Below are 18,809 nucleotides of genomic sequence, written 5' to 3'. Positions count from 1 at the left end.
AAAAAAAAACGCCAACCCGCAATGGGTTGGCGTTCTGCTTGAGGTAAGACGTATCCGTGAATCAGTGGAACTGGTTCATCGTGTTGTCCTTACCCGCGGCCTTCAGCGCTGCTTCGCCGCTGAAGTATTCCTTGTGGTCGTCGCCGATGTCCGAGCCCGACATGTTCTGGTGCTTGACGCAAGCGATGCCTTGGCGGATTTCCTTGCGCTGCACGCCAGCCACATAACCGAGCATGCCTTGGTCGCCGAAGTATTCCTTGGCCAGGTTGTCGGTCGACAGCGCGGCGGTGTGGTACGTCGGCAGCGTGATCAGGTGGTGGAAGATGCCGGCTTCGCGCGACGCATCGGCCTGGAACGTGCGGATCTTCTCGTCGGCGAGCTTCGCCAGTTCGCTGTCGTCGTATTCCGTGCTCATCAGTTGGCCGCGCTCGTAGGCCGACACATCCTTGCCGGCTTCCTTCATCGCGTCATACACCTGCTGACGGAAGTTCAGCGTCCAGTTGAACGAGGGGCTGTTGTTGTACACCAGCTTGGCGTTCGGGATGACCTTGCGGATTTCGCTCACCATGCCGCCAATCTGGGCGATGTGCGGCTTTTCGGTTTCGATCCACAGCAGGTCGGCGCCGTTTTGCAGCGAGGTGATGCAATCCAGCACGCAACGTGCTTCGCCCGTGCCGGCGCGGAACTGGAACAGGTTGCTCGGCAGGCGCTTCGGACGCAGCAGCTTGCCGTCGCGCTTGATGACGACGTCACCGTTACCCAGTTGGTCGGCCGACAGCTCTTCGCAGTCGAGGAACGCGTTGTATTGGTCGCCCAGGTCGCCCGGCGTGTTCGTCACGGCGATCTGCTTGGTCAGGCCTGCGCCCAGCGAATCGGTACGGGCGACGATGATGCCGTCGTCCACGCCCAGCTCCAGGAACGCGTAACGGATTGCGCGGATCTTGGCCAGGAAGTCTTCATGCGGCACGGTGACCTTGCCATCTTGGTGGCCGCACTGCTTCTCATCCGACACTTGGTTTTCGATCTGGATGCAGCAGGCACCCGCTTCGATGAACTGCTTGGCCAGCAGGTACGTGGCTTCTGCGTTGCCGAAACCGGCGTCGATGTCGGCAATGATGGGCACCACGTGGGTGACGTGGTTGTCGATCTTTTCTTGGATCGCGGCCTTGGCGGCGGCGTCCTTGGCGGCGTCCAGTTCGCGGAACAGGCCACCCAGTTCACGAGCGTCGGCTTGGCGCAGGAACGTGTACAGCTCGCGGATCAGCGCGCTGACAGAAGTCTTCTCGTGCATCGATTGATCCGGCAGCGGGCCGAACTCCGAGCGCAGCGCAGCGACCATCCAGCCCGACAGGTACAGGTAGCGGCGTTCGGTGCTCTTGAAGTGCTTCTTGATGGAGATCATCTTCTGCTGGCCGATGAAGCCGTGCCAGCAACCCAGGGACTGCGTGTACTTGGCCGGATCAGCATCGTAGGCGGCCATGTCGGCGCGCATGATCTTGGCGGTGTACTTGGCGATGTCCAGACCCGTCTTGAACTTGTTCTGAGCACGCATGCGAGCAGCGTACTCGGGGTTGATCGCGTTCCATGCGTTGCCGTAGGTTTCTTTCAAACCGGCAACTGCCTTGATGTCGTCTTGATACTGGGCCATGTCAATTTCCTGGAAATAAAGCGCGTTTGAGAAGAATCGGTTGCGTGTGCAGCTACGGAGTTCGAAGCGAGCAGCGTGGATTTATTGTAGGTCGACTTTGACGCGTCGCAGCAAGGTCTTATATAAGACATAAGAGTTAGTTTTTCTATATTTTTCAATGAGATAGACAACAAATTTTGCGATGCGGAACGTGTTTTCAGCAAACGGGAAGACGAAGCTCGAGAAATTCGAGGCAAATTCCGTAATGTGAAACGGTCTTTCAGGTGCTGAAGGCGGGGAACGTGGAGGCCGCGGAGAGGGCGGAGGCGTGTCTGCCTGAGTCATGCGATGCCGGCGATGCCAGTTGCTTGGCGGGCGGGGCACCTTCACTATTGTTTGCCGCTGAACGACAGAAGGCCGCCATACCGGCACTGTCACCCGCCCATCAAAAGGAAGACTCCATGCCCGCTCCGCACTTTGACGTTGTCGTGTTTGGCGCCACCAGCTTTGTCGGCCAGATCCTGACCCGCTACCTGGCCGAACAGTTTTCGGGCGGTGGAGAAACGCTGCGCTGGGCCATTGCCGGCCGATCCGAAGCGAAGCTGCTGGACGTCAAGCATTCCTTGGGCGCGGCGGGTGAATCCCTCCCGATCATCGTGGCGGACGCTGCAAACGAAAACCAGTTGCGCGCGCTATGCGCACAGACCCGGGTGGTGGTGTCCACAGTTGGCCCCTACGCGCTGTACGGCGAGCCGTTGATCAAGGTCTGCGCCGAATGCGGGACGGACTACTGCGACCTCACCGGCGAGACCCAATGGATCAGGCGCATGATCGGCAAATATGAAGCGACGGCGCAGCAATCAGGAGCACGCATCGTGCATTGCTGCGGTTTCGACTCGGTGCCGTCGGACATGGGCGTCTATTTCCTGCAGCAACAAGCCATGCGGGAATGGGGTACGCCGGCCAGGCAGGTGAAGTTGCGCGTCAAAACGCTCAAGGGCGGCGCATCTGGCGGCACGGTGGCCAGCCTGATCAACGTCGTGCAAGAAGCCGCGTCCGACCCCGCCTTGCGCAGGGAGCTGGCCGACCCTTACTCCCTCTGCCCCAAGGGCCACGGCTTCACGGCACGCCAACGCTCGGTCCGGGGCGCAGCGTTCGATGCCGATTTCGATGTGTGGATTGCGCCCTTTGTCATGGCGGCCATCAACGAGCGCGTGGTGCACCGCTCCAACGCCTTGGCCGGCAACGCCTATGGCAACCCATTCATCTACGACGAAGCGGTGATGACGGGGGCGGGCCTGAGCGGGCGTTTGAGGGCCCTGACGATGGTGGCCGGCCTGGGCGCCTTCATGCTTGGCATTGTCATCAAGCCCATCCGCATCGTGATGGAGCGCTTTCTGTTGCCCAAACCCGGCGAAGGCCCTACGCCTGCGGCGCAACTGGCAGGGCGCTATGACCTGCGGCTTTTTGGCCGCACTGACCAAGGAAAAACGTTGCGGGTGAAGGTGACCGGGGATCGCGACCCCGGCTATGGCTCGACCGGCAAGATGCTGGGTCAGGCTGCCGCCAGCCTCGCGCTGGACCACGTGAAAGACGGCACCAAGACCGGGCGCCCGGGCGGTTTCTGGACGCCGGCGACGATGTTTGATGACCGATTCATCGAGCGCCTGAGCCGCCACGCAGGTCTGCGGTTCGAGCAGATATAAGCTCGACGGGCCGCCCGCCGGGCCGAAGCCTCATTCGTTCTGCCCGCGCGCAAAAATATCCCAGCTGGCCATGAACAGCGCGGCGACCAGCGGCCCGATCACAAAGCCGGTGATGCCGAACAATTCCATACCGCCCAGGGTGGAGATCAGCACGACCCAGTCGGGCATCTTGGTGTCCTTGCCGACCAGCAACGGGCGCAGCAGGTTGTCGACCAGGCCGATCACACCGCCGCAGAACGCAACGAGGATCACGCATTTCCAGATCGCGCCCACCATCAGGAAGTAGAGCGCGACCGGAATCCACACGAGGCTGGCGCCAATCGCGGGCAGCAGTGACAGGAACGCCATCAGCGCACCCCACAGCACCACGCCGTCAATGCCGAGGAACCAGAAGATGAGCCCGCCGAGCGCGCCCTGCACCAGCGCGACGGCAATGTTGCCTTTCACGGTGGCGCGCACAACGGTCGTGAACTTGCTCAGCAGCAGGCGCTTGTGCTCTTCGTCCATCGGCAGCGCGCGGCGCACGCGGCGGCCGATCTCAGCGCCATCGCGCAGCAGGAAGAACACCATGTACAGCATCACGCCAAAACCGACCACGAACTGGAACGTGTTCTGCCCGATGCTCAGCGCCTGCGTGGCGGCAAACTGGCTGATCTGCGCAGCCCCGTCGGCGAGCTTTTTCTGGATGCCTGGGATGTTCGTCAGGCCGGCTTTGGCAAGCAGTTGCTGCACCCATGTGGGCAGCGCATGAACCGCTTCCGAAAGGTAGCGGGAGTAATTCGGCTGCGCGCTCTGGATCTCCTGATAGGCAACACCGATTTCCTGCACGATGGTCGCCGTCACAAAGACGACGGGCAGGATCACGATCAGGATGATCAGGGCGAGCGTGGTGAGTGCAGCGAGATTGCGCCGCTTGCCCATCCGGGCGACCAGCGCGCGCTGCACGGGCTGGAACAGGATCGCCAGGATGACACCCCAGAACACCGCGCCAAAGAACGGCGAGAGGATCCAGCAGAGCCCGAGCGTGACGACGAACAGCAAGAGGTAGAAAAATTTCTGGTGGTCGTTTCCGCTATCCATGGGTTGCTTTCGCTTGAAGGTGACGTCTGAAGAGCCCGAGCAGGATCCGGGCCAAGGCAATGGAATCCGAGTATGCCCGCGCCGCCGCGGTTGTCATAGAGGCGCGCGCGGGCAGACAGACGTCCGGAAGCCAACCCAAAGTTGGCGTCCGCACCATCAAACAACCCCGATGCTCGCCAGGCTATGGCAACGCCGATTGCCGGCTATAGTCTCCTCACCCATCCAACCGAACGGAGAACAACGTGGTATTCGAAATGGCTCACATCGATATTCTTGCCGGCAAGCAGCGCGAGTTTGAAGCCGCCGTCCAGCAAGCCTTGCCGCTGTTTGCTCGCGCCAAGGGCTGCCACGGCGCCGAGCTGCACCACATCGTCGAGCGCGACACCAGCTACGTGCTGATCGTGCGCTGGAACACCGTGGAAGACCATATGGTCGATTTTCGCGAGTCCGACGACTTCCAGGAATGGCGCAAGCTGGTCGGGCCATTCTTCGCGAAGGCGCCGGAGGTCGTGCACTCGGAGGTGGCGGTCAAGTAATCGGCCCGCCCGAATCATTCGATCCTCCCCCAGACACAAGATGCGCGCGGCGCTCTCAGATTGCGCTCATCTCGTGTCTTGCCAGCGTTACGGCCCGTCCGTCCAGACCCCTTTTTCTACGCTCCGGCCTGGACATCCCGTAAGAATCCTTTTGCATTTGTTTGCAGTGCCCCCTCGCGGCGCGGGTCCAATGGCACGGTAAAGAAGCCCCCGATGCTGCCGTTAGCCAGAGATGTGCACTACGCGCGGCAATGAGCGCGGGCACCTGCGCAACCCGTTCGCAACAGCCTCCCGGCTCTGCCCAACCGCCCGCCAAGACGCCCAACCACTCCGTTCATGTCTTCTGAAACGTCGATGGACAGGCGCTTTAGCGCCAGCGTCGCCATCGTCCTCGTTCCGGTGTTGTCGTTATCGTGCTGGCTGCTGGGCTACGCGTGGCTGGCTTACGGCCGCGCCGACAATGCCGCCCGCAGCGTCCAGGCGCTGCGCATAACGTTGCTCGCCATGGAGAAGGTTTCAGCCGAACGCGGCCCGACCAACGGCGTGCTGGGCGAAGACTTGCCGGTGCCGGCCGAGCGCATCGCGGCCCTGCAACGCATGCGCGCCGCCAGCGACGAACACATCGCCCAGTTGCTCGACGCCTTAGGCCCGGAACATTGCCCAGGCTGCGAAGCCGACATCAAGGCAGCAGGCCGCGCCCAAACGCACTTGGCCGCAGCCCGCGCCAACATCGACCGACTGACCGCCCTGCCCCTGCGCTCGCGCAGCAGCAGCGACCTGGCCGACGGCGTGAACCGCATGATCGCGGTGATCCCGGAATTCCTGCCCATCGTCAACGCACGCACGGCCAACATCACGCGCGGCGATCCTGACGTGCTCAATTGCCTGACACTGGCGCGGCTGTCGGCCGATTTGCGTGAATACGCGGGCCAGCTCGGTTCGCGCTTTACCGGCGCGCTGGCCATGCACCGCATGCTCACATTTGAAGAGCAGCTTGCGATCGAACGCACGCAAGGCCGTATTGACCAGCTGCGCAGCATGATCGAGACCCGCGTGGGGGCGCATTCGGCACTCAACCAGCACGCCTTGGCCACGCTCGGCGCCCAGTACTTCGGCGATGGGCTGCGCTATGTGGCTGCCGTGCGCGCCAAGGCCAGCCAGCCCGGCGGCGTCGATATCACCCCCGCCGCATTTGCCGAGCGCTACGTGCCCACCATGCGCGCCATTACGGATTTCCGCGACATCGTGCTGGGCCTGGCGGTTGACGACATCCGCGAACATCGGCGCGCGATGTTGCTGGTGCTCATCGGCTCGGCAGGCGCCGTGGTGTCGGTGCTGGGCGCGCTGGCATGGATGACAATTTCTTTCCGCCGCAACGTGGTGGGACCGTTTGTCAACGCCACGCGGCTGATCGACGGGATTGCGCGTGGCAACTTGAGCGTGCACATCCCGACCGGCTTTGCACGGCGCGAGATCCGCGCGATGTTCGAGGCGATCCGGGTGCTGCGCATCAACAGCATCGAGCGCCGTCGGCTGGAACTGGAGCGCGCGCACCTGATGCGGGAACTTGCGCGCATGGCCGAGACCGACCCGCTCACCCATCTGCTCAACCGCCGCGCCTTTGAAGACCGTGCCAGCGCGATGTGCAAGTCGCCGCAGCCGAAAGCGCGGCTCGTTGCGCTCATCATGTTCGACATCGACCATTTCAAGCGCATCAACGATACGTACGGCCATGCCGTGGGCGACGAAGCGCTGCGCACCGTTGCAAGCCTGTGCCGCGCCGAGGGCCCGTCGGCCGACATGGTGGCGCGCATCGGCGGCGAAGAATTCGCGGTCATGGTGTGGGCGGATAGCCTCGCGCAGGCGCGCGCGGTGGCCGACCATCTGCGCCATCGCATTGCCGAGGTGACGGTGCCCACCGGCACCGATCTGCCCTGCCGCATGACGGCCAGCTTTGGCGTGGCGGCAGCACCTGCGGCCGATGGCCCCGAACTGGAGCCACTGCTGCGACGGGCAGACCATCTGCTTTACGCCGCCAAGCTGGCGGGGCGCAACTGCGTGATGACGGACCGCCCGCCTGCGTCGCCAGACGTGGCGCTCGCGGCGGATTGATGCGCTGGGCGCGCTAGGCCTGATTGGCGCGCCGATACTCCGCGGGCGCCTTGCCGACAAGGCGGCGGAAGTCACGCGTGAAGTGCGCTTGGTCAAAGTAACCGAGCCCGTGCGCAAGCTCAGCCAGATCCACGTCCGCGCCGTTGGCAAGCTGGTCGGCCGCTTCATGCAAGCGGTATCGGCGGATCACCCACTTGGGTGTCACCCCCACATACTCAGAGAACAATTGCTGCAGGGTGCGTTCGCTCACGCAGGCGCGCTCGGCCATGTCGCGCACCTGGGTCAGGCCTGCGTCCTGGTGAAGCGACTGCAAGATGCTGTGGATGCGCTCAACCTGCGGATCGGGTGGCGGCAACACGCGCAGCAGCAGCATTTCTGCGGCAGACACCATGCCGGCGTCGTCACGTGCGCTCAGCACAATCTCTTCTGCCTGCGCATCGCCAATGCCAAGCACATCGGAAACCGGCATGGTCTTGTCGGTCAGCAAACGCACCGGCTTGCCGAAGAACGCGCGAAAGGCACCGGGCCGAAAGCGCAGGCCGATCACGCGGCCGGTCTCAGCCAATGTGGTCTCGAACGCGCCCGACACCACGCCAAAGATAGCGGTCTGCCGACGGTCGAACACGACGTTCACGCACGGGTACGGCAACGTGCGCTGCGTATAGGGCGACTGGCCGCGCAGGTCCCATTCGACAATCCAGTGATGATCGAGCACGCCGGCCAGCGCGGCACACGGCTGGTAACGGTTCAGGCGGAAGCGCTGGCGAAATGCCAGCGGATCGACCACGCCCTTTGGCTTGGCGGCAACGTCACGTAGATCGGTCATGGAAACGGCAGGGGCAAAGACAATGCCGCGATGATGCACCGCCGCAGCGGATTTTTCCAAGACGCAGGCATGCCCTGCGCCTACAGTGGCAGTCTTTCCTCACCCGTTCCATCGCACACGGAGCCGACGATGCCCCAAGACCGCCACCTGATCCTTTACCACTCGCCGCGCAGCCGCTCGCGGGGCGCGCGCATGCTGCTCGAAGAACTCGGTGCCGACTACGAGGTACATGCCTTCGACCTGACCACGGGCCAGCACAAGACGCCGGAGTTTCTCGCGATGAACCCGCTAGGCAAGGTGCCGACACTGCGCCACGGCGATGTGGTCGTCACCGAGCAGGTGGCGGTCTATCTCTACGCGGCAGAGCTGTATCCGGAAGCCGGGCTGTCGCCCGCGGTTGGCGATCCGCTGCGCGGTGCGTATCTGCGCTGGATGGCGTTCTACGGTTCGTGCTTCGAGCCCGCTGTCGTCGACCATTCAATGGGCCGCGCGCCCGCTGCGTATTCGACCTCACCCTATGGCGACTTCGATACGGTCGTTGCCGCGATCAACGCACAGTTGACCAAAGGGCCCTACTTCCTGGGCGAGCGCTTCACGGCGGCAGACGTGCTCTGGGGCGCCGCACTGGACTGGATCACGATGTTCAAGCTGATGCCCGAAACGCCCGTGGTGCGCGCGTATATCGACCGCATCCTGGCACGGCCTGCGGTCAAGCGCGCCCGGGCCGCAGACCTCGCTCTGGCGGAAGAACAGGACAAGGCCAAAGCGGCCGCCAGCGCGGCCGCTCCTTCGGCCTGAGCCAGTTCAGTGCGACAGGCGGAATTGCCCCACCGCCTCGTTCAGGTTGTGGGCCTGTTCCTCAAGCGACTCCGCAGCGGCCGCTGCCTGCTCGACCAGCGCGGCGTTCTGCTGTGTCACCTGGTCCATCTGATTGACGGCCTGATTGACCTGCTCGATGCCGCTGCTCTGCTCTTCCGAGGCCGACGAAATTTCGCCCATGATGTCGGTCACCCGCTTCACCGCATCGACGATCTCCGCCATCGTCACCCCGGCCTGGTCCACCAGCGCCGTGCCGTTGCTCACACGATCCACCGAGTCGTGAATCAGCGCCTTGATTTCCTTGGCTGCGCCCGCCGAGCGCTGCGCCAGGCTACGCACTTCACTGGCCACCACGGCAAAGCCGCGGCCTTGTTCGCCGGCACGCGCGGCTTCCACCGCAGCATTCAGCGCCAGGATGTTGGTCTGGAAGGCAATGCTTTCGATCACGCCGATGATGTCGGCAATCTTCTTGCTGCTCTCGTTGATGCCGCCCATGGTCTGCACGACCTGGCCGACCACGTTGCCACCGCGCGTAGCAACGTCAGACGCCGTCACGGCAAGCTGGCTGGCCTGACGCGCGTTGTCGGCGTTCTGCTTCACGATGCTCGTGAGTTCTTCCATGCTCGATGCGGTTTCTTCCAGCGAGCTGGCCTGCTCTTCCGTACGCTGCGAGAGATCTGCGTTGCCAGCGGCAATCTCCTGCGCCGCCGAGCGTACCGAATCGCTGCCCAGGCGGATCTGCTGCATCACCGCCGTCAGCTTGTCGGCAAACGTATTGAACGAGCGGGCGATCTGCGCGACTTCGTCTTCGCCATCCGACGGCAGACGCTTGGTGAGGTCACCGCTGCCCGAGCCGATGTCGTCCATGGCATCGCGGATCATCGACAGGCGACGGAACGCGCGCGAGGTCATCGCACCGACGATGAGTGCTGCAACGATGGCCACACCCACCAGCGCGCCGATCGACGTCATCACCAGCGAGCGCATGCCAGCTGTGGCATCGGATTTGTCCAGCGCCACCACCAGGCCCCAGTCGGTACCCTTCACGCCCTGGCGGTAGAGCAGCTTGGATGCGCCATCCACTGACACTTCCACCGGCTTCTCCGCCTGCGCCAGCGATGCCAGCGTGGCTTCGTTCAGCCCTGCCGACAGATCGGTCGCCGGCTTGAGCGTGAGCTTGTCATTCGGGTGCGCGACGATCTTGCCAGCCGCGTTGACGAGAAAGCCGAAGCTGGCCGGCGTCGGGTGAATGGCCTTGACGTTGGCGATCACGCTGTCCATCGCGACGTCACCGCCAATCACGCCCTTGAGCGTGCCGCCTTCCAGAATGGGCACCGCGAAAGTCACGACGAGCTGGCCGGTGCTGGCGCTCACGTACGGCGGCGTCACCACCGGCTTGCCCGCCTCCACCGCCTGCTTGTACCAGGGGCGCGCGGTCGGGTCATACGTTGGCGGAATGCCTTCGGGGTTCGAGAATTTGTACGACTTGTCGGGGTAACCGACATAAACGTTGATGAAGCCGCCAGCCTTGTGCACGGCCTTGAAAACCGGAATCGGGTCCGCAGACACAGCGACGTCCTGCAGCGACACCATCATCTGCGTCTTGGACGCTACCCAGTCGTCGATGCCGGCGATGTGGCCGCGCGCGACGGACTGCAGGTTCTGGCGGATGGACTCGTCGTTGTACGAACGCGTCACGAGATAGTTAAGACCGCCGGCGAAGGTCAATGCGCCGACCACGATGGCAACGCAGGTCAGCAAAATGCGAGTACGGATGGATGCAAGCACGGTATGGTTTCCTACTACGAGGCCCATGGCAGGGATTCCACCATGTAAGGCATGCGGCACACGGCCCTGTCGGCCCTGCCGTCGCACAAGAAACGGCCGTCGTAAGAAAATCTGAAGTCTGATGTGAATGCCATGACTTCGCTATCACATTGCCGGGGCAGGCAACGTTCTACAATCGCCCTCCCTACGCTGCCCACATCGGGCAGGCTCCACTTCAAAAAAAGGAATGCGCATGAAAACCAAAGCCGCCATCGCCTGGAAAGCCGGTGCTCCGCTCACCGTGGAAGAAGTCGACCTGCAGGGCCCGCGAGCTGGCGAGGTGCTCGTCGAGATCAAGGCGACCGGCATCTGCCATACCGATTACTACACGCTCTCGGGCGCCGACCCGGAAGGCATCTTCCCGGCGATCCTCGGCCATGAAGGCGCGGGCGTGGTGCTGGAGGTGGGCGCCGGTGTCACATCGTTGAAAGCCGGTGACCACGTGATCCCGCTTTACACGCCGGAATGCCGGCAGTGCAAGTTCTGCCTGTCGCGCAAGACGAACCTGTGTCAGGCCATTCGCGCCACGCAGGGCAAGGGCCTGATGCCGGACGGCACGTCGCGCTTCTCGCTCGACGGCAAGCCGCTGTTCCACTACATGGGCACGTCCACGTTTGCCAATCACATCGTGGTGCCGGAGATTGCGCTGGCCAAGATCCGCCCCGACGCGCCGTTCGACAAGGTCTGCTACATCGGCTGCGGTGTCACCACGGGCGTCGGTGCAGTCGTGTACACAGCCAAGGTGGAACCGGGCGCAAACGTGGTCGTGTTTGGCCTGGGCGGCATCGGGCTGAACGTGATCCAGGGCGCGAAGATGGTGGGCGCCGACAAGATCATCGGCGTGGATCTGAACCCCGCACGCGAAGCCATGGCACGCAAATTCGGCATGACGCACTTCATCAACCCGAGCGATGTGGACAACGTGGTCGACCACATCATCCAGCTCACTGACGGCGGCGCGGATTACTCGTTCGAGTGCATCGGCAACACGAAGGTCATGCGTCAGGCGCTGGAGTGCTGCCACAAGGGCTGGGGCCAGTCGATCATCATCGGCGTGGCCGAGGCCGGCGCGGAGATCAGCACGCGCCCGTTCCAACTCGTCACGGGTCGTGAGTGGAAGGGCTCCGCCTTTGGCGGCGCACGTGGCCGCACCGATGTGCCGAAGATCGTCGATTGGTACATGGAAGGCAAGCTCAACATCGACGACCTCATCACGCACAGGTTGCCGCTGGAGCGCATCAACGAGGGCTTCGAGCTGATGAAGCGCGGTGAGTCGATCCGTTCGGTCGTGCTGTATTGAACCTTGAGGATGGAACCACGCGATGACGATCCCGGTACCGGCACTTGAACTGCTTTCCGAGCATGCCTGCTTTGGCGGCGTGCAGCGTTTCTATCGGCACACCTCGACGGCCATTGGGCTGCCGATGCGCTTCTCGGTCTACCTGCCGCCGCAGGCGTTGGAAGGCACGCCCTGCCCCGCGCTGTTCTATCTGGCGGGCCTGACGTGCACGGAAGAGACATTTGCCATCAAGGCCGGTGCGCAACGCGTGGCAGCGCGCGAAGGCCTCATCCTCATCGCGCCCGACACCAGCCCCCGCGACGCGAACATCGCCGGCGAAACCGATAGCTGGGATTTCGGCATCGCCGCCGGCTTCTACCTGGACGCCACGCAGGCGCCGTGGCGCGAGCACTACCGCATGGAAAGCTACATTGCCGACGAGCTGCACCACATCGCGCGCGTGGCCTTTCCGGTGGCGCCGGGGCGCATCGGCATCTTTGGGCATTCGATGGGCGGCCACGGCGCGTTGACGCTGGCCTTGCGACATCGGGAACGCTTTGCTTCGGTCTCCGCGTTTGCGCCTATCGCGCATCCGTCTGTGTGCCCTTGGGGCATCAAGGCGTTCACCGGATATCTCGGGGACGATCGCACCGCTTGGGCAGCCCACGACGCCACGCAGTTGATGCGGCAGGCATCGTGCCCGTTCCCGAGCGGCATCCTGATCGATCAGGGCGAGGCCGACAAATTCCTCGCCGAGCAGTTGTACCCGGATGACTTTGCTGCCGCGTGTGCCGCAGCCGGGCAGCCGCTGAAACTGCGCCACCACCCGGGCTACGACCACGGCTACTACTTCATCGAGAGCTTCATCGAAGATCACCTGCTGCATCACGCAGCACAACTGCGCTAGCAGCAGGTAAGCGCGCGGCTAGGCTAGCGGCTGCCTCCACCGGCATTGCCGCCGGCCGCCCCACCGGCGCCTCCGGTACCCGCACCGGCCCCAGCGCCGCCTGAACCAGCAGCACCGCCGCCGCTCCCGCCGCCCGGCGCGCCCATCGACCCGCCCGTGCCTGGCGCGCCTACGCCCACTCCACCCGAGCCGCCGCCGGTTGCGCTGCCGGTTGAATCGTTGGCACTGCCGCCATAGCCACCGCTCGAACCCGAGCGCATATTGCCGGCGCGCCCTTGCTTGCCGGCGGCGTTGCGGTTGCGCGTGGCATCCCGACCGCCGTTGGCCGAACTGCCGTTGACAGCGGTCCCCGCCGTGCCCGTTGCAGTAGCGCCGGTGTCGGCACCGCCCGCCGGAGACATGCTGCTGCCGCCCGCCGTGCTGTTGGATTGGGCTGCCCCCGTTTGGGCATACGCCGCAGCGGTACCGCCTGCCAGCGCCAACGCGATGACTAGAGAAGATGCACGGAGATACGTCATGAAATGCTCCTTTCAGGTTGAGAACATGCCCTCCAAGGCAGCAAGGCCCGTTCCGCCATCACGCCATGCAATATCGAGTGCGCCGATTGGCGGGATATTTGCTTGTGACCGTGCGTCAAAATGAGGAAGCCCGCACTCAGCTATACATTCAACGGTGTATGTATAATCGCCTGCCCCCACTGTCGGTGTGCCGCCGCACGCGTCTGCAACGCTGCCGGCCCACCTTCAGCCCGACGATGGAGCTGTAAACCGTGAAACTCCCCTTCCCGCTGCCGCAGTCCTGGCGCGCAGCGGGCGACACCCCCGACGCAAAAGCCGCCCTGGTAGCCCAGCCCCTGCCTGGCGATCCCGATGCCTGGATCGCATGCGAGCACTGCGACACCCTGCATCGCCACGAGGTCATTGCGCTGGATGAAGAAGCGCATTGCACGCGCTGCGGCGTCAAGCTGTACCGCAACCAGAGCGAGCGGCTTTCGGTACTGCTGCCGCTGGTGTTGACGGGCCTCATCGTCTACATCGTCGCCAACATCTTTCCGATTGCCGAGATGAACGGCGGCGGCAACCGGCACGCCACCACACTGTGGGGCGCCATCGTGGCGCTGTACGACTACGACATGCTCTTCGCTGCCGTACTGGTGGCGCTCACCACGGTGTTCTTCCCGCTGATGTACATGTCGGTGCTGGCACCGCTGCTCATTGCACGATGGCGTGGGCGCCAGCATCCGGCTGCAGCGCTGGTGCTGCGCGCGGCAGCGCTGATCCGCCCGTGGGCAATGGTCGAGATCTTCATGCTGGGCGTGGTGGTGGCGCTCATCAAAGTGGCGCGCATGGTGTCGCTCGAAGCCGATGCGGGCTTGTGGGCGTTTGCCGCGCTCACCGTATTCTTGACGGTGGCGTTGTCGATCGACCTGCGACCGTTCTGGCGCGAGATCGGGTTGACGCTGCCGCCGGGCTCACACGTCGACGCGCCCACCGGCATGGACGCCGCCGCCCGCCCCGGCGAGGATCACCCATGAACAGCGTCACCACTCCTGCACCGGCCCAACGGGGTCAAGAAGGTCGCCCGCTGCGGGCCGCCGCACAAGGCCTGGTGACATGCGAGCGCTGCGGCCTGCTGGCGCGCATGCCCCAGGCTTCGGCCGCCACGCAGGCGGTGCTCACGCACGAAGACGCACCTGACGAGACCACCGCAGCGCCGGTCTGCCCGCGCTGCATGTCGCCCATGCACGTGCGCAAGCCCGACAGCCTGGCGCGCTGCTGGGCGCTGCTGATTGCAGCGGCCGCCATGTACCTGCCCGCCAATCTGCTGCCCGTGATGATTACCGACACGCTGCTCGGCACGCAGCAGGACACCATCATGAGCGGGATCGTCTATCTCTGGACGTCGGGCTCGTGGCACTTGGCCATCATCGTGTTCATCGCGAGCTTTCTGGTGCCGCTGGCCAAGCTCGGCATCCTGGCGGTGCTGTGCCTCTCGGTGCAGCAGCGCTGGCGCTGGAACCCGCGACTGCGCACGCGCCTGTATGCGCTGGTCGAGATCATCGGCCGGTGGTCGATGCTCGATGTGTTTGTGGTGACCCTGCTCGCAGGGCTTGTACATCTGTCGACGCTGGCCATCATCAAACCCGGCCCTGGTGTCGGCCCTTTTGCCGCCGTGGTGGTGCTGACCATGTTCGCCGCCCGCTGTTTTGATCCCCGCCTGATCTGGGACGTCATCGACGAGCCCGATCCCGAAGAGACCGATGTATGACCGACCCCGTCGATAACGAAAACATCCCCGCGCCGCGTCGCACGAAGCGCAAGCGCTGGCTGCCCTCGCTGATCTGGCTGGTGCCGATCGTGGCACTGTTGGTGGGCGCCACGCTCATGGCGCGCGTGATCTTGGCGCGCGGCGCGCAGGTGACCGTCACCTTCAGCTCGGCAGAGGGCATCGAAGCGGGCAAGACGCGCGTGAAATTCAAGAGCGTCGATATCGGCGTGGTCAAGGCGGTGGGCCTCACGGAGGACCGGTCTGGCGCCGTGGTACTGATCGAACTGACGCATGACGGCAAGGCGTTCGCCGCGTCGGATACGCGCTTCTGGGTGGTGCGCCCGCGCGTGGCGGCCGGCAGCATCTCGGGGCTCGGCACGCTGCTCTCAGGGGCGTACATCGGCGTGGACGGCGGCCGCTCGCAGGAGAAGAAATCCATCTTCAAAGGCCTCGACACACCGCCGGCCATCTCCGCTGATGCGCCCGGCAAACAGTTCACGCTGCGCGCGCCTGACCTGGGCTCACTCGATATCGGCGCGCCGGTGTATTTCCGCCGCGTGCGCGTGGGCCAGGTCACCGCCTATGACATCGACACCGACGGCAAGGGCGTGACGCTGCACATCTTCGTCAACGCGCCGTTCGACAAGTTTGTGGCACACGGCACGCGGTTCTGGAATGCCAGCGGCATCGACCTCAAGCTCGACGCCAACGGGCTGAAGGTCGACACGCAATCGCTGCTGACCGTGGCCCTGGGCGGCATCGCCTTCCAGACACCCGAAGAAGCCGATCACCAGCCGGCCGCCTCCGACGCCGAGTTCCCGCTCGTGCGCAACGAGACCATGGCACTGAAAGACCCCGAACACCTGTCGCAGACCGTGGTGATGTACTTCCACCGCTCGCTGCGCGGGCTCAACGTGGGCGCACCGGTGGAGTTCAAGGGCATCAACGTGGGCGAAATCAAGTCGATCGGCATCCACTACAGCAAGAAGCGCCACGAGTTCGTGCTGCCCGTGACGGCCACGCTATACCCCACGCGCTTCGGCATGGACATCCGCGACGACAACCCGCTGCACGCCGCCGAAGACGTCCGCACGCAGTTCGACGTGCTGGTGAAGAACGGCATGCGCGCGCAGTTGAAGAGCGCGAGCCTGCTGACGGGCCAGCAGTTCGTGAACCTCGACTTCATTGACGCAGCCGACCGCGACAAGACCCCGCCGCGCTTCGGCATGCGCGATCGTGACGGCGCGTATGTGTTCCCGACTGCCGATAACCCGACTGACGACATCGAAGCGCAGATTGCCGGCATCGCCAAGAAACTCAACAAGGTGCCGTTCGAGCAGATCGGACAGGATGTTCACCGCACGCTGACGACGCTCGACGCCACGCTCAAGCAAACCGAGCAACTGGCCAAGACCGTCAACAGCGACCTCGCCCCGCAGATGAAGGAAACGCTGGCCGAGGCGCGCCGCACGCTGGATTCTGCGCGCCAGGTCTTCTCCGACGATGCCCCGCTGCAACGCAACGCGCGCGACACGCTGGAACAAGTGGCCAAGGCCGCCGCGTCCGTGCGCGTGCTGACCGATTATCTGGACCGCCACCCGGAAGCGCTGATCCGCGGCAAGGCAAAGGACGCGCAATGATGCCAATGCAAACGACGATGCTGTCTTCTTCTCTTCGCCTGGCCGGCGCCGCCGCCGTAGCGTTGCTGGTTGGCGCGTGCGCTTCGCCCGAGCCGACGTTGCATACGCTGTCGGTGCGCCCCGAAGCCACGGACACCGGCCGTTTCCAGCGCGCCTTCCGCCTCTCGGGCGTGCGGGTGCCTGATCGCCTGGACAAGCCGCAGATCGTGCTGCGTACGTCCGATAGCGAAGTGGTGGCGCTTGAGCAGCAACGCTGGGCCGCACCGTTTGGTTCTGAACTGCGCGATGCGCTGTCTGCGGACATGGCGACAACGCTGTCTGCGGTGGACGTGGGAAGTGCGGCTGCGCCGGCGGGCGTGCCGCTCTACCGCATCGGAGCCGAAATGCGCAGCTATGACGCGCGGCCCGGCCAAGGCGTGACGGCGCTGGTGACGTGGCGCGTATCGCGCGATGCGGCCACCCAGGGCGCGAGCCCCGCCGCCCTGACCTGCCAGACGACGCTTGCGCTGCCCGTGAATGGCCAACCTGCAGGTGCGGATGCGAATGCGAATGCGGGCGTAGATGCGGTGGTGTCATCCACGCAACGCCTCGTGCAGCAGTGGTCGCAACAGATTGCGCAGAGCGTGCAGGGGCTTGAATCGCCCTCCGCCGTGCCGGCGTGGTGCCGGTAGGTCGATCGATCAGCGCTCGGCCAGTTCCTGCGTGAGGCGGCCGAGCGTGGCAAGTGCAGCTTCGAGGTTGGCCGAAGGCAGCAGGCCGAAACAGATGCGGAAGTAATGATCGAAGCGGTTCAGGTTCGAGAACATCGTCCCCGGCGCAATGCGGATGCCCTGCGCCAACGCCGCATCAAACAGTGCCACCGACGACACGTTGGCTGGCAACTCCACCCACATCGCCAAGCCGCCTGAGGGCACCGACAACCGCGTGCCGGCGGGAAAGCATCCCGCAATCGACTCGGCCATGCGCTCGCGCTGTTCACGCAAGGTCTGGCGCAGGGTGCGCAGGTGACGGTCGTACGCACCCGAGGCGATAAAGCGCCCCGCCAACACCTGCGACCACGAATCGTTTGGCCGCGATTGGGCAAACTTCAGCATCTGCACGCGCCCCTGCCAGCGGCCAGCAGCCATCCAGCCCAGGCGCAGGCCCGGTGCCAGCACCTTGCTCAATGACGCGCAATAGATGACGTTGCCCGTGCGGTCCCACGCCTTGAGCGCCTTGAGTGGCGTGGGGCTATCGCCCAGCGCGCTGTAGGTATCGTCTTCAATGAGCGCGATGCGGTTGGCATCGCAAAAGGCGGCCATCCGGCGCTTGGCTGCGTCCGGCATGATGCTGCCGAGCGGGTTCTGCAGGTTGGGCACCACCACCACGGCGCGGATGTTGCCGTAGGCCTGCACTGCCATCTCCAGCGCTTCGAGCGACATGCCGGTGCGCGGGCTGGTAGGAATTTCCACTGCGCGCATGCCCAGGCTTTCCAGAACCTGCAGCAGCCCGTAGTAAGTCGGCGATTCCACGGCCACGGTATCGCCCGGCTGCGCCACAGCACGCAACGCCAGGTTGATCGCCTCGATACAGCCGTGAGTGACGATTACGTCGTCCGGCGCGATCTGCACGCCCATGTCGAGCGCACGGCGCGCCACGGCAGTTTGCAATTCAGGATGGCCGTTCGGGATGACAGCCTGTGTCAGCAGCAACGGATACCGCCGCAGTACCTGCGACGCAATCCGGTTGAGCGCTGCTGCCGGGTACAACGCGGCCGCCCCACTCGCCCCTGACAGATCGACATTCACGCTGGCCTGCTGCCCACGCGCCACGATGGCGGATACGCGCGCATGCACGCCCACGTACGCCGCCGGATCGGGCGTCGAAACTTCGGGTTCCTTGACCGGGGCCAGCAAGGCGCGGCGTGGCTGGCGCACAAAGTAGCCCGAACGTTCGCGCGCCTCCAGCCAGCCTTCCGTCTCCAGATGCCGGCACACCTGCAGCGCGGTCGACAGACTCACCGCGTGCGTGCGCATCAGCATGCGCACCGACGGCATGCGCTCGCCCGGGGCCAGCACTCCGCTGCGGATCGCGCCAAGGTAATGATCGGCAAGCGTCCGGTACAGCGGCTGCGCGGGCGGGGAAGTCAACTCGGTGACGGACATGGCGGCGAGGGCGGCGGCAAGCGGACGGCGACAGGCGG

General features: G+C 64.4%; 16 protein-coding genes. 10 read left to right on the top strand and 6 right to left on the bottom strand.

The window, feature by feature from the left end:
• Positions 1 to 61 precede the first annotated feature (61 nt).
• On the bottom strand, positions 62 to 1,648 hold the full coding sequence (locus NKG59_RS09005) for an isocitrate lyase (protein WP_045203631.1): 1,587 nt from the start codon (positions 1,646 to 1,648) through the stop codon (positions 62 to 64).
• 440 nt (positions 1,649 to 2,088) lie between these two features.
• Here NKG59_RS09005 and NKG59_RS09000 point away from each other — a divergent pair, with 440 nt between their 5' ends.
• A complete protein-coding gene (locus tag NKG59_RS09000) occupies positions 2,089 to 3,333 on the top strand; it encodes a saccharopine dehydrogenase family protein (RefSeq protein WP_253536434.1) in 1,245 nt (414 codons plus the stop codon).
• Between the two features lie 30 nt (positions 3,334 to 3,363).
• On the opposite strand, the gene NKG59_RS08995 is transcribed toward NKG59_RS09000, so the two are convergent.
• Positions 3,364 to 4,413 (bottom strand): AI-2E family transporter, encoded by a 1,050-nt coding sequence (locus NKG59_RS08995; RefSeq protein ID WP_253536433.1) that lies wholly within the window; start codon positions 4,411 to 4,413, stop codon positions 3,364 to 3,366.
• A 254-nt stretch (positions 4,414 to 4,667) separates the two neighbouring features.
• Between NKG59_RS08995 and NKG59_RS08990 the strand changes: the two genes are divergently transcribed.
• Both NKG59_RS08990 and NKG59_RS08985 read left to right on the top strand, forming a co-directional pair.
• Positions 4,668 to 4,949: an antibiotic biosynthesis monooxygenase family protein gene (locus NKG59_RS08990; protein WP_253536432.1), complete on the top strand. Its 282-nt coding sequence runs from the start codon at positions 4,668 to 4,670 to the stop codon at positions 4,947 to 4,949.
• A gap of 354 nt (positions 4,950 to 5,303) precedes the next feature.
• Positions 5,304 to 7,061 (top strand): GGDEF domain-containing protein, encoded by a 1,758-nt coding sequence (locus tag NKG59_RS08985; RefSeq protein WP_315862596.1) that lies wholly within the window; start codon positions 5,304 to 5,306, stop codon positions 7,059 to 7,061.
• A 13-nt stretch (positions 7,062 to 7,074) separates the two neighbouring features.
• On the opposite strand, the gene NKG59_RS08980 is transcribed toward NKG59_RS08985, so the two are convergent.
• Entirely contained in the window at positions 7,075 to 7,887 is an 813-nt protein-coding gene (locus NKG59_RS08980) for an AraC family transcriptional regulator (RefSeq protein ID WP_253536430.1), read from the bottom strand.
• A 129-nt stretch (positions 7,888 to 8,016) separates the two neighbouring features.
• Here NKG59_RS08980 and NKG59_RS08975 point away from each other — a divergent pair, with 129 nt between their 5' ends.
• On the top strand, positions 8,017 to 8,685 hold the full coding sequence (locus NKG59_RS08975; RefSeq protein WP_253536429.1) for a glutathione S-transferase family protein: 669 nt from the start codon (positions 8,017 to 8,019) through the stop codon (positions 8,683 to 8,685).
• 6 nt (positions 8,686 to 8,691) lie between these two features.
• Here the strand turns inward: NKG59_RS08975 and NKG59_RS08970 are convergent, their stop codons facing one another.
• Entirely contained in the window at positions 8,692 to 10,494 is a 1,803-nt protein-coding gene (locus NKG59_RS08970; protein ID WP_253536428.1) for a methyl-accepting chemotaxis protein, read from the bottom strand.
• A 232-nt stretch (positions 10,495 to 10,726) separates the two neighbouring features.
• Here NKG59_RS08970 and NKG59_RS08965 point away from each other — a divergent pair, with 232 nt between their 5' ends.
• A complete protein-coding gene (locus NKG59_RS08965) occupies positions 10,727 to 11,833 on the top strand; it encodes an S-(hydroxymethyl)glutathione dehydrogenase/class III alcohol dehydrogenase (RefSeq protein WP_045203824.1) in 1,107 nt (368 codons plus the stop codon).
• 22 nt (positions 11,834 to 11,855) lie between these two features.
• Positions 11,856 to 12,719: an S-formylglutathione hydrolase gene (gene fghA / locus NKG59_RS08960; protein WP_253536427.1), complete on the top strand. Its 864-nt coding sequence runs from the start codon at positions 11,856 to 11,858 to the stop codon at positions 12,717 to 12,719.
• 23 nt (positions 12,720 to 12,742) lie between these two features.
• On the opposite strand, the gene NKG59_RS08955 is transcribed toward fghA, so the two are convergent.
• Positions 12,743 to 13,237 (bottom strand): hypothetical protein, encoded by a 495-nt coding sequence (locus tag NKG59_RS08955; RefSeq protein ID WP_253536426.1) that lies wholly within the window; start codon positions 13,235 to 13,237, stop codon positions 12,743 to 12,745.
• Between the two features lie 251 nt (positions 13,238 to 13,488).
• On the opposite strand from NKG59_RS08955, the gene NKG59_RS08950 reads away from it, so the two are divergent.
• Genes NKG59_RS08950 through NKG59_RS08935 form a run of 4 tightly spaced genes read left to right on the top strand, consistent with a single transcriptional unit; the run spans position 13,489 to position 17,298 of the window.
• Positions 13,489 to 14,253: a paraquat-inducible protein A gene (locus NKG59_RS08950; RefSeq protein ID WP_253536425.1), complete on the top strand. Its 765-nt coding sequence runs from the start codon at positions 13,489 to 13,491 to the stop codon at positions 14,251 to 14,253.
• Positions 14,250 to 14,987: a paraquat-inducible protein A gene (locus NKG59_RS08945; protein WP_045203638.1), complete on the top strand. Its 738-nt coding sequence runs from the start codon at positions 14,250 to 14,252 to the stop codon at positions 14,985 to 14,987. Before NKG59_RS08950 ends, NKG59_RS08945 begins: the two co-directional genes overlap by 4 nt.
• Positions 14,984 to 16,627, top strand: a complete 1,644-nt coding sequence (locus NKG59_RS08940) for a PqiB family protein (protein WP_253536424.1) — start codon at positions 14,984 to 14,986, stop codon at positions 16,625 to 16,627. Before NKG59_RS08945 ends, NKG59_RS08940 begins: the two co-directional genes overlap by 4 nt.
• Positions 16,624 to 17,298, top strand: coding sequence for a PqiC family protein (locus NKG59_RS08935; protein WP_253536423.1), 675 nt, complete (start codon positions 16,624 to 16,626; stop codon positions 17,296 to 17,298). Before NKG59_RS08940 ends, NKG59_RS08935 begins: the two co-directional genes overlap by 4 nt.
• Positions 17,299 to 17,307: 9 nt before the next feature.
• Here NKG59_RS08935 and NKG59_RS08930 read toward each other — a convergent pair whose 3' ends face one another.
• Positions 17,308 to 18,771: an aminotransferase-like domain-containing protein gene (locus NKG59_RS08930; protein WP_253536481.1), complete on the bottom strand. Its 1,464-nt coding sequence runs from the start codon at positions 18,769 to 18,771 to the stop codon at positions 17,308 to 17,310.
• Between the last annotated feature and the right edge of the window lie 38 nt (positions 18,772 to 18,809).

It is taken from the genome of Ralstonia chuxiongensis, from assembly GCF_024158925.1.
In the GTDB taxonomy this organism is placed as follows: Bacteria; Pseudomonadota; Gammaproteobacteria; order Burkholderiales; family Burkholderiaceae; genus Ralstonia; species Ralstonia chuxiongensis.
This window is presented reverse-complemented; position numbering and strand designations above follow the sequence as displayed.

Coding starts and splice junctions, on each gene's coding strand:
- NKG59_RS09005 (WP_045203631.1), bottom strand. CDS start 1,648: ATGGCCCAGTATCAAGACGACATCAAGGCAGTTGCCGGTTTGAAAGAA.
- NKG59_RS09000 (WP_253536434.1), top strand. CDS start 2,089: ATGCCCGCTCCGCACTTTGACGTTGTCGTGTTTGGCGCCACCAGCTTT.
- NKG59_RS08995 (WP_253536433.1), bottom strand. CDS start 4,413: ATGGATAGCGGAAACGACCACCAGAAATTTTTCTACCTCTTGCTGTTC.
- NKG59_RS08990 (WP_253536432.1), top strand. CDS start 4,668: ATGGCTCACATCGATATTCTTGCCGGCAAGCAGCGCGAGTTTGAAGCC.
- NKG59_RS08985 (WP_315862596.1), top strand. CDS start 5,304: ATGGACAGGCGCTTTAGCGCCAGCGTCGCCATCGTCCTCGTTCCGGTG.
- NKG59_RS08980 (WP_253536430.1), bottom strand. CDS start 7,887: ATGACCGATCTACGTGACGTTGCCGCCAAGCCAAAGGGCGTGGTCGAT.
- NKG59_RS08975 (WP_253536429.1), top strand. CDS start 8,017: ATGCCCCAAGACCGCCACCTGATCCTTTACCACTCGCCGCGCAGCCGC.
- NKG59_RS08965 (WP_045203824.1), top strand. CDS start 10,727: ATGAAAACCAAAGCCGCCATCGCCTGGAAAGCCGGTGCTCCGCTCACC.
- fghA (WP_253536427.1), top strand. CDS start 11,856: ATGACGATCCCGGTACCGGCACTTGAACTGCTTTCCGAGCATGCCTGC.
- NKG59_RS08955 (WP_253536426.1), bottom strand. CDS start 13,237: ATGACGTATCTCCGTGCATCTTCTCTAGTCATCGCGTTGGCGCTGGCA.
- NKG59_RS08945 (WP_045203638.1), top strand. CDS start 14,250: ATGAACAGCGTCACCACTCCTGCACCGGCCCAACGGGGTCAAGAAGGT.
- NKG59_RS08940 (WP_253536424.1), top strand. CDS start 14,984: ATGACCGACCCCGTCGATAACGAAAACATCCCCGCGCCGCGTCGCACG.
- NKG59_RS08935 (WP_253536423.1), top strand. CDS start 16,624: ATGATGCCAATGCAAACGACGATGCTGTCTTCTTCTCTTCGCCTGGCC.
- NKG59_RS08930 (WP_253536481.1), bottom strand. CDS start 18,771: ATGTCCGTCACCGAGTTGACTTCCCCGCCCGCGCAGCCGCTGTACCGG.